Annotated in this window: 12 protein-coding genes and 1 riboswitch; of the genes, 4 read left to right on the top strand and 8 right to left on the bottom strand. The window is 68.7% G+C overall.

Features of this window, described 5'->3' with window-relative positions; genetic code table 11:
- Positions 1-131: riboswitch (cobalamin riboswitch) on the bottom strand.
- A gap of 54 nt (positions 132-185) precedes the next feature.
- The 6 genes from AB0H82_RS25060 to AB0H82_RS25035 form a co-directional block, all read right to left on the bottom strand.
- Positions 186-686 (bottom strand): GNAT family N-acetyltransferase, encoded by a 501-nt coding sequence (locus AB0H82_RS25060; RefSeq protein ID WP_362996319.1) that lies wholly within the window; start codon positions 684-686, stop codon positions 186-188.
- Between the two features lie 80 nt (positions 687-766).
- The gene (gene mctP / locus AB0H82_RS25055; RefSeq protein ID WP_362996317.1) at positions 767-2,395 is read right to left on the bottom strand and encodes a monocarboxylate uptake permease MctP; all 1,629 of its coding nucleotides are present in this window, start codon (positions 2,393-2,395) and stop codon (positions 767-769) included.
- The gene (locus AB0H82_RS25050; RefSeq protein WP_362996315.1) at positions 2,392-2,646 is read right to left on the bottom strand and encodes a DUF3311 domain-containing protein; all 255 of its coding nucleotides are present in this window, start codon (positions 2,644-2,646) and stop codon (positions 2,392-2,394) included. The genes mctP and AB0H82_RS25050 overlap by 4 nt, the downstream gene beginning before the upstream one ends.
- Before the next feature lie 121 nt (positions 2,647-2,767).
- The gene (locus tag AB0H82_RS25045) at positions 2,768-2,965 is read right to left on the bottom strand and encodes a YbdD/YjiX family protein (protein ID WP_362996313.1); all 198 of its coding nucleotides are present in this window, start codon (positions 2,963-2,965) and stop codon (positions 2,768-2,770) included.
- A complete protein-coding gene (locus AB0H82_RS25040; RefSeq protein WP_362996312.1) occupies positions 2,962-5,097 on the bottom strand; it encodes a carbon starvation CstA family protein in 2,136 nt (711 codons plus the stop codon). The genes AB0H82_RS25045 and AB0H82_RS25040 overlap by 4 nt, the downstream gene beginning before the upstream one ends.
- Positions 5,098-5,179: 82 nt before the next feature.
- On the bottom strand, positions 5,180-5,962 hold the full coding sequence (locus tag AB0H82_RS25035; protein ID WP_362996310.1) for a GntR family transcriptional regulator: 783 nt from the start codon (positions 5,960-5,962) through the stop codon (positions 5,180-5,182).
- Between the two features lie 324 nt (positions 5,963-6,286).
- Here AB0H82_RS25035 and AB0H82_RS25030 point away from each other — a divergent pair, with 324 nt between their 5' ends.
- The 4 genes from AB0H82_RS25030 to AB0H82_RS25015 all read left to right on the top strand — a co-directional run bounded on the left by AB0H82_RS25030 (position 6,287) and on the right by AB0H82_RS25015 (position 10,988).
- A complete protein-coding gene (locus AB0H82_RS25030) occupies positions 6,287-7,561 on the top strand; it encodes an extracellular solute-binding protein (RefSeq protein ID WP_362996308.1) in 1,275 nt (424 codons plus the stop codon).
- 95 nt (positions 7,562-7,656) lie between these two features.
- Positions 7,657-8,646, top strand: coding sequence for a sugar ABC transporter permease (locus tag AB0H82_RS25025; RefSeq protein WP_362996306.1), 990 nt, complete (start codon positions 7,657-7,659; stop codon positions 8,644-8,646).
- Positions 8,643-9,473 carry a carbohydrate ABC transporter permease gene (locus AB0H82_RS25020; RefSeq protein WP_362996304.1) on the top strand — a complete coding sequence of 277 codons (831 nt, stop codon included), beginning with the start codon at positions 8,643-8,645 and terminating at the stop codon, positions 9,471-9,473. Before AB0H82_RS25025 ends, AB0H82_RS25020 begins: the two co-directional genes overlap by 4 nt.
- 6 nt (positions 9,474-9,479) lie before the next feature.
- Positions 9,480-10,988, top strand: coding sequence for a glycoside hydrolase family 3 protein (locus tag AB0H82_RS25015; protein WP_362996302.1), 1,509 nt, complete (start codon positions 9,480-9,482; stop codon positions 10,986-10,988).
- Between the two features lie 87 nt (positions 10,989-11,075).
- Here AB0H82_RS25015 and nagB read toward each other — a convergent pair whose 3' ends face one another.
- Together nagB and AB0H82_RS25005 are read right to left on the bottom strand one after the other, a co-directional pair.
- Positions 11,076-11,861, bottom strand: a complete 786-nt coding sequence (gene nagB / locus AB0H82_RS25010; RefSeq protein ID WP_362996300.1) for a glucosamine-6-phosphate deaminase — start codon at positions 11,859-11,861, stop codon at positions 11,076-11,078.
- A gap of 232 nt (positions 11,862-12,093) precedes the next feature.
- Positions 12,094-12,888 (bottom strand): SDR family oxidoreductase, encoded by a 795-nt coding sequence (locus tag AB0H82_RS25005; protein ID WP_362996298.1) that lies wholly within the window; start codon positions 12,886-12,888, stop codon positions 12,094-12,096.
- Positions 12,889-12,957 lie beyond the last annotated feature (69 nt).

Genomic DNA, 12,957 nt, shown 5'->3' with positions numbered 1-12,957 from the left:
CGGCACGGGTGCACTGTCGGCAGGTCTTCGGACTCCGCGCACGACAAATGCGTACACGTCTACCGTTGCGGGACAGTTCCGGACTTGCACCGGATTCCCCTGCGGCGACAGCGAGCATGAGCATACATCTTGTGCCGCGCTCCTGAAGCGGGCCCACATCTTGTGTCGGCCCGCGAGCCCGAGGCCTAGAGCTTCAAGGCGTACGTCAGCAGCGGCACCGTCTCGATCGGCCGCCAGTCGCGCTCGGGCGTCCGCACGAAGCCGAGGCGCTCGTACAGCCGGTGGGCGGCGTGCATGGAGGTCTGCGTGGACAGGACGAGCGCGCTGCGGCCCGCCTCCCCGGCGCGCCGCACGCACTCCCGTACGAGCGCCTCGCCCACACCCCGGCCCCGCGTCCCGGGGGAGACGGCCAGCATGCGGATCTCCGCCTCGTCGGCCCGCGCGATGTCGGCCATCGGGCCGCCGGCCGGCACATAGGTGACGCAGCCGAGTATCTTCCCGTCCGCCGCGGCCACCAGGACCTCGGCCGCCGCCGCCCGCGCCGGCACGTCGCGCAGCACCGCGAGATAGGGGTCCTCCACCCCGAAGTCCAGGTGTCCGCCGTCGAGATAGGCCTGTGCGGTGAGGTCGCCGAGCGCCTCGTACTCCTCGGGGTGCGCCCCTCTGATGGTGATCGTGAAGTCCATGGGGCGAAGTGTGCAACAGGAGTACGACAAAGGGCCGCCGGTTTTTCCGGCGGCCCATGTCACGTGCGGGAGGGGGTGGTTCAGTGCCCGGCGCCCGCCGTCGCCTTCGGCAGTTCCTGGATGACGCCGGGGTCGCCCGCGTCCGCCGTGTAGTCCTCCGGCGACGTCTCGTCGATGCCCTCGGGGGCCTTCAGCGCCTTCAGGACGAAGGTGAGGACCACGGTCACGACCACGTTCAGGACGAACGCGGTGAGGCCGATGTAGCCGATCTCGCCGATGCCGGGGATCGTGTCGGAGGAGCCGCCGAAGTGCTTCTGCGTGGGCGAGGCGACGCCGTACGCGGCGAGCGTGCCGTAGACCATGCCGACCGCCCAGCCCGCGAGCAGCGCCCAGCGGTGGAACCACCGGGTGAACAGGCCGCCGACCAGCGCGGGCATCGTCTGCAGGATCCAGATGCCGCCCAGGAGCTGGAAGTTGATCGCGACGGTCTTGTCCATGCCGAGGACGAAGACGAGGGCGCCCACCTTCACCATGAGCGAGACCAGCTTGGAGACCTTGGTCTCCTGCTCGGGCGTCGCGTCGGGCTTGAGGAAGTCCTTGTAGATGTTCCTGGTGAAGAGGTTCGCGGCCGCGATGGACATGATGGCGGCCGGGACGAGCGCGCCGATGCCGATCGCGGCGAAGGCGACACCCGTGAACCAGTCGGGGAACATGTCCTCGAAGAGCTGCGGGATCGCCAGCTGGCCGTTCTCGACCTTGACCCCGGCCGCGATCGCCATGAAGCCGAGCAGCGCGAGCAGGCCCAGCATCAGGGAGTACAGGGGCAGGATCGTGGTGTTGCGGCGGATCACGTCGCGGCTCTTGGAGGAGAGCGTCGCCGTGATCGAGTGCGGGTACATGAAGAGCGCGAGGGCCGAGCCGAGCGCCAGCGTCGCGTACGTCCACTGACCGGCCTCCGGCGGGGCGAGCGCGCCGCGCGGCTTGTCGGTCGCCGGGTTGGTCTGCGAGAACGCCTCGCCCGCCGTGGCGAAGATGTCGTCGAAGCCGCCGAGCTTGATCGGGATGTAGATGATCGCGACGACGATGACGAGGTAGATCAGGCCGTCCTTCACGAACGCGATCAGTGCGGGCGCGCGCAGCCCCGACGAGTACGTGTAGGCGGCGAGCACCGCGAACGCGATCAGCAGCGGCAGGTCCTTGATGAACCAGTTGGTGTCGGGTCCGCCGCCGATCCCCATGACGTCCAGGACGGCCTGGATGCCGACCAGTTGGAGCGCGATGTACGGCATCGTGGCGAGGATGCCGGTGACCGCGACCGCCAGCGAGAGCCCCTTGGAGCCGAAGCGCCCGCGCACGAAGTCGGAGGTGGTCACATAGCCGTGCTTGTGCGAGACCGACCAGAGGCGCGGCAGGAAGGTGAAGATCAGCGGGTAGACGAGGATCGTGTACGGCACGGCGAAGAAGCCGGCCGCGCCCGCCGCGTAGATCGCCGCGGGGACGGCCACGAACGTGTAAGCGGTGTAGAGGTCGCCGCCGAGCAGGAACCAGGTGACCCAGGTGCCGAACGACCGTCCGCCGAGGCCCCATTCGTCCAGGCTCTGGTCGTTCTCGGCCTTGCGCCAGCGGGCGGCGAGGAAGCCCATGACCGTGACCGCGAGGAAGAAGAAGATGAAGACGGCGAGGGCGACGCCGTTGACTCCGTCCTTCATGACCGCGCCCCTTCCTTGCGGGCGCGCTGGTCACGCTGCCACAGCTTGTAAGCGATCATCGTGAGCAGCGTGGAGATGAGCACCCAGAGCATCTGGTACCAGTAGAAGAACGGGATGCCGATGAAGGTCGGCTCGATCTTGGCGTAGGAGCTCACCCACAGCATCGCCACGAACGGCGCGACAAGGCAGACGGCGATGACCACGCGGACCGGCGTGACGACCGGTCTGTTCACTTCAGGCGCATCTGACATATCGCGGCTCCGTTCCCTCACTTATCCCATGCTTAACGTGCGGGAAATCTAAGCGAGAGTCTTGATCTATGGAACCCCTGTCCGGATAACGGACGAGTGACTGTGTGGTCGATATGCCTGCTCAGCAGCAGCGGAATCCCTGCCGGGGGTCCGACTCCTGCTGGTCTGCCCGCATGCGCTCGAATGCGCGGCGGCTGGGGACGGTTGCGGCCGGATGGTCCCGGCGCATATGAGCCACGTACCGTTCGTACGCCGACTCGTCGGTCAGCTCACGGACGTACCACCGCATCCAGCGGACCCCGCGCAGCAGCCAGGTCATCGCGTCAGCTCCCGCTTCTCCTCCTGCTCCTCCCGCTTCTCCTCCGCGGTCGCGAAGAGCCCGGCCGGCGCGGTCAACTCCGACTCCACGTACGGCGCTTCGCTCAGCCGCGATGCGGCGGGGTTGCGGACGTGCCGCACGCAGACGCGTGCCGCGTCCACCAGCACGACGACGATGAGCAGGGCGAGCGCCGCCGAAAGGACGCCGTTCACCGTCGCGTTGGTGACGACGGTGTGCATGTCGTCCATGGTCTTCGCGGGCGGCAGGACCTTGCCCGCGTCGATGGCGTCCTGGTAGTTCGCGCGCTGCTGGAAGAAGCCGACGCGCGGATCGCTGGAGAACACCTTCTGCCAGCTCGCGGTGAGCGTCACCGTCGCGTCCCAGGCGAGCGGAACACCGGTGATCCAGGCCCACTTGAGGCGTCCGGACTTCACGAGGAGCGTGGTGCAGACGGCGAGGGCGACGGCCGCGAGGAGCTGGTTGGCGATGCCGAAGATCGGGAAGAGCTGGTTGATCCCGCCGAGCGGCTCGTGCACACCCACCCACAGGAAGTATCCCCACAGGCCGGTGACGAGCGCGCTGGTGATGACAAGGCCGGGCTTCCAGCTGACCTTCCTGAACGGCTTGTAGACGTTGCCGAGCATGTCCTGCAGCATGAAGCGGCCCACGCGCGTGCCCGCGTCGAGCGCGGTCAGGATGAACAGCGCCTCGAACATGATCGCGAAGTGGTACCAGAAGGCCCGCATCGAGCCGCCGGTGACCTTCGAGAAGATCTCCGAGACGCCGACCGCGAGCGTGGGCGCGCCGCCGGTGCGGGAGAGCAGTGAGGACTCCTCGACGTTCTTCGCGGCCTGTGCGAGATCGGCCGGCGAGATGGAGTACCCGAACCCCGCGACGGCCTTCGACGCCTCCTGCACGGTGTCGCCGACGACGCCCGCCGGCGCGTTCATCGCAAAGTACAGTCCCGGGTCGATGATCGAGGCCGCGACGAGCGCCATGACCGCGACGGACGACTCCATCAGCATGGAGCCGTAGCCGATCATCCGGATCTGCGTCTCCTTCTGGATCATCTTCGGCGTCGTGCCCGAGGAGATCAGCGCGTGGAAGCCGGACAGCGCCCCGCAGGCGATGGTGATGAAGACGAAGGGGAAGAGCGAGCCCGCGAAGACGGGTCCGTCGCCGCGCGAGGCGAAGTCGGTCACCGGGTCCATCTTCAGCGTGGGCAGGCTGATCACGACGCCGAGCGCGAGCAGGACGATGGTGCCGATCTTCATGAACGTGGAGAGGTAGTCGCGCGGCGCGAGCAGCATCCACACCGGCAGGATCGAGGCGATGAAGCCGTACGCCACCAGCCAGACGACCAGCGTCGAGGGCGCCAGCGTGAAGGTGTCCGCGAGGGACGACTCGGCGACCCAGCGCCCGCCGACGAGCGCGAGCAGCAGCAGGGCGATGCCGATCAGGGAGACCTCGCTGACCCGGCCGGGGCGCAGGACCCGCAGGTAGAAGCCCATCAGCAGGGCGATCGGGATGGTCATCGCGATGGAGAAGGTGCCCCACGGCGACTCGGCGAGCGCGTTGACGATGACGAGCGCGAGCACCCCGAGCAGGATGATCATGATGGCGAAGGTGGCGAGCAGCGCGGCGGCGCCCCCGAACGGGCCGATCTCCTCGCGCGCCATCTGCCCGAGCGACTTGCCGTCGCGCCGCGTCGAGAAGAACAGTACGACCATGTCCTGCACGGCGCCCGCGAAGATCACGCCGACGATGATCCAGATGGTGCCGGGCAGATATCCCATCTGGGCGGCGAGCACCGGGCCGACCAGCGGGCCCGCGCCCGCGATCGCCGCGAAGTGGTGGCCGAGCAGCACGCGCCGGTCGGTCGGGTGGAAGTCGATGCCGTTGTCGAGCCGCTCGGCCGGGGTGGCGCGGGTCCTGTCGACCTTGAGGACCTTGTACGCGATGAACTTCGCGTAGAAGCGGTAGGCGATGGCGTACGTGCCGAGGGCCGCCGCCACCATCCAGGCGGCCGACACCTCCTCGTCGCGCGCGAGCGCGAGGACGGTCCATCCCGCGGCGCCGACCAGCGCGACGAGGGACCAGATGACGATGGATCGAGGAGTCGCTCTGCGCACCGGGTCGTCCTCCCGCTCATCAGGCGATGACGGGAGGAACGTAGAGCAGCGGAGCCGTCCGGCGCCAGACCTCGGACGGGTGTCAGTCCGTGGGTCTCTTGAGGCGGGCGACGAACTTGTACCGGTCGCCGCGGTAGACGGAGCGCACCCACTCCACCGGCCGGCCGTTCCCGTCCTGCGAGTGGCGGGACAGGAGCAGCATCGGCAGGCCGACGTCGGTGCCGAGCAGCCCGGCCTCGCGCGGGGTGGCGAGGGAGGTCTCGATGGTCTCCTCGGCCTCCGCGAGGTGCACGTCGTACACCTCGGCGAGCGCCGTGTAGAGCGAGGTGTACTTGACCAGGGAGCGGCGCAGGGCGGGGAAGCGCTTCGCCGACAGGTGCGTGGTCTCGATGGCCATCGCCTCACCGTTGGCGAGGCGGAGCCGCTCGATGCGCAGGACGCGGCCGCCCGCGCTTATGTCGAGCAGCCCCGCGAGGGTGTCGTCGGCGGTGATGTAGCCGATGTCGAGGAGCTGCGAGGTGGGCTCAAGGCCCTGGGCCCGCATGTCCTCCGTGTACGAGGTGAGTTGCAGGGCCTGCGACACCTTCGGCTTGGCGACGAACGTGCCCTTGCCCTGGATCCGCTCAAGACGGCCCTCGACGACCAGTTCCTGGAGGGCTTGGCGGACCGTCGTGCGGGAGGTGTCGAACTCGGCGGCGAGGGTGCGCTCCGGGGGGACGGGGGTGCCGGGCGGCAGCGTCTCCGTCATGTCCAGCAAGTGCCGCTTCAGGCGGTAGTACTTGGGCACGCGCGCGGTGCGGCCGACGCTCGGGGCCTCCGAGGGCGCGCCCACCTCGGTCCCGGTACTGCCCGCCTCGGTGCCCATGCTTCGCCTTTCCGGCTCCTGTGCTGCTGCCGTCACCGGCTCCTCCGTCTGTCGCGGCTCACATCGTGGCACGTACGGGCCATGGGGGCGCCCCCTGGTCGAGCGAAGTCGAGAGTTCGGGGGTGACTCTGCCTGCTCAGGTGTCGGTCCGATAACGGACGCGACTGCCCTTCTTATACACCCTTGACACCCCTAAAGGTCTAGGCCAAGCTCCCCGTACTGGTCTACACCATTAAAGACCAGGTTCCAGTCCCACGGGCAGATCTCGGTCCATTCGGTCGCTGCGGGTGGGGGGTTGACTGGCATCCCTTGAGGAGGGTGAACGTGAAGCGCAAGCTCATAGCGGCCATCGGTGTCGCGGGCATGTTGGTCTCGGTCGCGGCCTGCGGCAGCGACGACGACGAGAAGAAGGCCGGGGGAGCCGACAGCTTCAAGGGTGAGACCCTGACGCTCTGGGCGATGGACGGTTCGACGCCGGACCAGTGGCAGAAGGACGTCACGGCGGCCTTCGAGAAGAAGACCGGCGCGAAGCTGAAGTTCGAAGTCCAGCAGTGGAACGGCATCCAGCAGAAGCTGACCACCGCCCTCTCCGAGGAGAACCCCCCGGACGTCTTCGAGATCGGCAACACGCAGACCCCGGCGTACGCCAAGACCGGCGGTCTCGCCGAGCTCGACGACCTCAAGGAGTCCATCGGCTCCGACTGGACCGACTCGATGAACAAGTCGTCGGTCGTGGACGGCAAGCAGTACGCCGCCCCCCTCTTCGTCCTGAACCGCGTCGTCATCTACAACAAGAAGGTCTGGGCCGAGGCGGGCATCAAGGAGACCCCCAAGACCCGCGCCGAGTTCCTCAAGAACCTCAAGCAGATCGGCGAGAAGACCGACGCCGAGCCGATCTACCTGCCCGGCCAGAACTGGTACCACTTCGTCGGCCTGACCATCGGTGAGGGCGCCGAGCTGGTCAAGAAGGACGGCGACAAGTACGTCTCCAACCTCGACGACCCCAAGGTCGGCAAGGCCATGAAGACGTACAAGCAGTTCGCGGACCTCTCCAAGGCCCCCAAGAACAAGGACGAGGCCACCCCGCAGCAGGCCGAGGTCTTCGCCAAGGGCAAGACCGGCGCCTTCATCGGCATGAGCTGGGAGGCCGCGACCGCGATCAAGGCCAACAAGAAGATCGAGAAGGACATCGGCTACTTCACGATCCCCGGCGCCACGGCCGACAAGCCCGAGGGCGTCTTCCTCGGCGGCTCCAACCTCGCCGTCGCCGCGACCAGCAAGAAGCAGGAGCTCGCCAAGGAGTTCCTGAAGATCGCGCTGTCCGACAAGTTCGAGGGCCAGCTCGCCAAGGAAGGCGGCGTGATCCCGAACAAGAAGGCCCTGGAGTCCAACCTCAAGGGCAACCCGGCCGCCGAGGCCGCTGCCCCCGCCACCGCCGGCGGTGGCACCACCCCGCTGATCCCGGAGTGGGGCGCGGTGGAGAACCCGCCGAACCCGATCAAGAACTACATGACCGCGGTGCTCAACGGTAAGTCGCCTGCCGACGCCGCCAAGCAGGTCGAGGGCGAGCTCAACAAGCGCCTGTCGCAGAAGCAGTAACCAACCCCCCTCTTGCCGGGGGCGGCGGGTGACACGCCCCCGCCGCCCCCGGCATACCTCTGCGTACCGCTATGCCCACGAAAGAGATGGCGAGCATGACCGTGCAGAAGACCGAACGGCCGCCCTCCGGCCCGACGGAGGTGCAGACACCGGACGGCGGGCCACGACCAGGAGACCCGCGCAGGTCCCGGGGACGTCTCGCCGGCCTCACGCCCTATCTGCTTCTTGCCCCCGCGATCATCGTCACCCTGCTGCTGCTCGGCTGGCCACTGGTCAACAACGGGATCCTGTCGTTCCAGAACCTCAACATGCGGCAGTTCATTCTGCACTTGACCGAGTGGAACGGATTCGACAACTACAAGGATGTCCTCACCGGTGAGGACTTCTGGCGGGTCGCGGGACGCTCGGTCGTCTTCACCGCCGTCAACGTCGTCCTGATCATGGTGCTCGGCACGCTGGTGGGACTGCTGCTCGCGCGCCTCGGCCGGAAGATGCGCACCTTCCTCCTGCTCGGCCTCGTGCTCACCTGGGCGATGCCCGTCGTCGCGGCGAGCACGGTCTACCAGTGGCTGTTCGCGCAGCGCTTCGGCGTCGTCAACTGGGTGCTCGCCAAGATCGGCTTCGAGTCGATGGCCGACCACGACTGGCTGGCCACGCAGTACTCGACCTTCTTCGTCGTCCTGCTGCTGATCGTCTGGATGTCCATCCCCTTCGTGGCGATCAACCTGTACGCCGCCACGACCACCATTCCCAAGGAGCTGTACGAGGCCGCCGCGCTGGACGGCGCCGGTGCCTGGAAGCAGTTCACCCAGGTCACGCTGCCGTATCTGCGGCCCTTCCTCTACGCCACGACGTTCCTGGAGATCATCTGGGTCTTCAAGGCGTTCGTACAGGTCTTCACGATCAACGAGGGCGGCCCCGACCGGCTCACCGAGATCCTCCCCGTCTACGCCTACATCGAGGGCATGGGCAATCAGCACTTCGGCATGGGTGCCGCGATCGCGCTGCTCACCATCGTCATCCTGCTGGCCATCACTTCGTTCTACCTGCGGATCGTGCTCAAGCAAGAGGAGGACGAGCTGTGAAGCGCTCGCTGATGGGCCGGCTGTGGCCCAACCTGACCGCCGTCGTCATCTTCGTCCTCTGCGTCTTCCCCGTGTACTGGATGTTCGCGACGGCCTTCAAGCCGACCGGCGACATCATCGCCGAGGACCCGGTCTGGTTCCCGACCGACGCCACCCTTGAGCACTTCAGGACGGCGATGGACGCCGACCACTTCTGGACCATGGTCGGCAACTCCCTCATCGTGACGATCCTCGCGGTCGTCTTCTCCCTCATCATCGGCGTGACCGCGGCTTTCGCCCTCGCCCGGATGCGCTTCAAGGGGCGGCGCGGCTTCATCATCGGCTTCATGCTGGCGCAGATGGCGCCCTGGGAAGTCATGGTCATCGCGATCTACATGATCGTGCGCGACGCGGACATGCTGAACAGCCTGATCCCGCTGACCCTGTTCTACATGGTGATGATCCTGCCCTTCACCCTCCTCACGCTCCGCGGCTTCGTCGCCGCGGTGCCGAAGGAGCTGGAGGAGTCCGCCATGGTCGACGGCTGCACGCGCATGCAGGCCTTCCGCCGCGTCATCCTGCCCTTGCTCGCGCCGGGCCTGATGTCGACCTCGCTCTTCGGCTTCATCACCGCCTGGAACGAGTTCCCGCTGGTCCTCGTGCTCAACAAGGAAGCGGACGCCAAGACCCTGCCGGTGTGGCTGTCCAGCTTCCAGACCGCCTTCGGCGACGACTGGGGCGCCACCATGGCCGCCGCCTCCCTCTTCGCCATCCCGATCCTGATCCTCTTCGTCTTCCTGCAGCGCAGGGCCGTCAGCGGCCTGACCGACGGCGCAGTGAAGGGATAACGCCTGATGACGACACTCACGACGCACGCAGGTGACACGCTCACCCGCAACGCCCTCGCCGTCCTGCAGCCCGGCTTCGACGGCACCGCCACCGTGCCGGACTGGGTGCGCCACCGGATCGACGAAGGCCTCGCCTCCGTCAGCCTCTTCGGCCGCAACGTGCGCACCGCCGAGCAGGTCGCCGCGCTCACCGCGCAGCTGCGCGCCGAGCGCGACGACCTCCTGATCGCCATCGACGAGGAGAGCGGCGACGTCACCCGCCTGGAGGTGCGCACCGGCTCCTCCTACCCGGGCAACCACGCACTCGGCGCCGTCGACGACACCACGCTGACCCGCGAGGTCGCCGCCGACCTCGGCCGGCGCCTCGCGGCCTGCGGCATCAATCTCAACTGGGCGCCGTCGGCCGACGTCAACGCCAACCCCGACAACCCCGTCATCGGCGTACGCTCCTTCGGCTCGGACCCCGACCTCGTGGCCCGGCACACCGCCGCCTACGTCGAGGGCATGCAGTCGGCCGGTGTCGCCACCTCCGCCAAGCACTTCCCGGGGCACGGCGACACGGCGATCGACTCGCACCACTCCGTGCCGGTCATCGACGTCGACCGGGACGTGCTGAACTCCCGCGACCTGGCACCGTTCCGCGCCGCCATCGCCGCAGGCACCCGGGCCGTGATGAGCGCCCACGTGCTGGCCCCGGCCCTGGACCCGGACAACCCCGGCACGCTCTCGCGCCGCATCCTGACCGGCCTGCTCCGCGAGGAGTTCGGCTACGACGGCCTCATCGTCACCGACGGCATGGACATGCAGGCGATCGCCGGGACGTACGGCTTCGAGCGCGGCTGCGTCCTCGCCATCGCCGCGGGCGCCGACGCGATCTGCACGGGCGGCGGCCCCTCCGACGAGGGAACCGTGCTGCGGCTGCGGGACGCCTTCGTCGCGGCGGTGCGCTCGGGCGAACTGCCCGAGGAGCGGCTCGCCGACGCGGCCGACCGCGTGCGGGCCCTCGCGGGCTGGGCCGCGTCGTCGAAGGCGCCGGGCGCGGCCGAGCGTGCGGGGGGCGCGGCCGACTCCGGCATCGGCCTCGTCGCGGCCCGCCGCGCGCTGACCGTCACCCGGGGCGAGACGTACGTGGCCCCGGTCACCGAGGCCCCCTACGTCGCCACCTTCTCCCCGCTGCCCAACATCGCGGTCGGCGACGAGACCCCCTGGGGCGTCACGGCCGAGCTGACGCGCCGCTTCCCCGGCACGGAGTCGGGCACCTTCTCCGGCGACGGCGCGGGCGAGCAGGCCCTCGCGGCCGCGGGGGACCGCCGCATCGTGGCCGTCGTCCGCGACGCCCACCGCCACACCTGGATGGCCGAGGCCCTGCGAACCCTCGTGACGGCCCGCCCCGACACAGTCGTGGTCGAGATGGGCGTCCCCCAGTCCGCCCCGATCGGCGCCCTCCACATCGCCACACGCGGCGCGGCCCGCGTCTGCGGCGAGGCAGCGGCGGAGGCCATCGTCACAGGCTGACACCGCCGGGGGGAGCTGATCCGCCCACCACGCGAAAGGGGCGCCCCGGTAGGGCGCCCCTTTCGCTGTCCGTTGCTGTCGGCGCTGCTACAGGCCCTGCCACTCCGGCTTGTTCGCGTAGGTGTGACGGAAGTACTCCGCCAGCTTCAGCTTCGACGCTGCGGCCTCGTCCACCACGACCGTGGCGTGCGGGTGCAGCTGCAGGGCGGAGGCGGGCACGATCGAGGCGACCGGGCCCTCCACCGTCGCGGCCACCGCGTCCGCCTTGCCCTCGCCCGTGGCGAGCAGCACCAGATGCCGCGCCTCCAGGATCGTGCCGATCCCCTGGGTGATGACGTGGTGGGGGACCTGGTCCATGTCCCCGTCGAAGAAGCGCGCGTTGTCCACCCGCGTCTGCTCCGTCAGCGTCTTGATGCGCGTCCGGGAGGCGAGCGACGAGCACGGTTCGTTGAACCCGATGTGCCCGTCCGTACCGATCCCGAGCAGCTGGAGATCCACACCACCGGCCTCGGCCAGCGCCTTGTCGTACGCCACGCATGCCGCCTGCACGTCCTCGGCACTGCCGTCCGGCCCCATGAAGGAGGCCTCGCTCAGGCCGAGCGGCTCGACGACCTCGCGGAGCACCACGGAGCGGTACGACTCGGGGTGCCCGGGCGGCAGCCCCACGTACTCGTCGAGCTGACAGATGCGCGCCCGCGAGGCATCCACGGAACCGGACGCGACCTTGGCGGCCAGCGCCTCGTAGATGGGCAGCGGGGTGGAGCCGGTGGCGACACCGAGCAGGGCGTCAGGCTTACGGCGCACCAGGGCGGCCATGGCCTCCGCGATGAGCTCGCCGCCTGCCGTGGCGTCCGGGACGATGACAACTTCCACGCTGGGCCTGCCGATCTGGAGAGGGGCTCGAAAGTACTGGTGGTATAGACCAATCTAGCAGAGCTGCGCCGCTGGAACAGCAGTGCCGCATCGCCAGAACAGCCGATTCCGCCGCTCTTCGATCCATGCTCGACTCTCCGCCCCGCCTCCGCCCGTCGGGCGCATGCCGGGCACATGTAGGGCGCCCGTCGATCACCTGTGGAACCCTGCGCCGAGGCCGGGGAAGCGCCGGTCACACGCCCAGTACCGAACCTCCCGTCGCGTCGATGTACTGACCGGTGATCCAGCGCGCGTCGTCCGAGGCCACGAAGGAGACGATGTCCGCCACGTCGGCGGGCTGGCCTATGCGGTCGAAGGCCGAGTACCCCGCCATGTCCGCCCGCTGCGCCTCGGGGAGGCCGTCCATCATTTCCGTCTGGATGATGCCGGGCGCCACCGCGTTGACCGTGATGCCCCGGGGGCCGAGCTCCTGCGCCAGGGTGTGCGTCAGCACGTTCACCGCGCCCTTCGTCATCGAGTACGCCACCGTGATCGGGAAGGCGATGCGTGTGACGCCCGACGAGATGTTGATGATCCGGCCGCCGTCGCGCAGCCGGCCGAGGCCCTTCTGGACGATGAAGAACAGCGCCTTGGTGTTGACCGCGAACACGCGGTCGTAATCCGCCTCCTGGACCTCGGTCACGTGGCTGTACAGGCCGATGCCCGCGTTGTTCACCAGGATGTCCAGGCCGTCCGCGTGCCGGTCGAACTCCGTCCAGAGCGCGTCGGCGTCCCCGGGCACCCCCAGCTCCGTGCCGAACGCGAAGGCGGAGCCGCCCGCCGCCTCGATCGCCGCCACCGTCTCCTTCGCCGCCACCTCGTTGCTGCCGTAGTGCACGGCGACCCGGGCCCCGTCCCGACCGAGGCGCTCGGCGATGCCCCGCCCGATGCCCCGGCTGCCCCCGGTGACCAGGGCCGTCTTCCCCGCGAGCCTGCCCCGCTGGTCGCCCTGCGTGCTCGCCTGCTTGTTTCCCTCGAATGCACCCATGTCAGGCGCCCCCTCTTTCTCTAGTGGTCGCTACAGAAAGAACGCTACCCCACGCCCCGCCCCTTTTTC

Origin of the sequence: Streptomyces sp. NPDC050732, from assembly GCF_040654255.1 — a bacterium.
GTDB lineage: Bacteria > Actinomycetota > Actinomycetes > Streptomycetales > Streptomycetaceae > Streptomyces.
The sequence above is the reverse complement of the archived record's forward strand: the minus strand, read 5'-3'. Positions and strand labels throughout refer to the sequence as shown.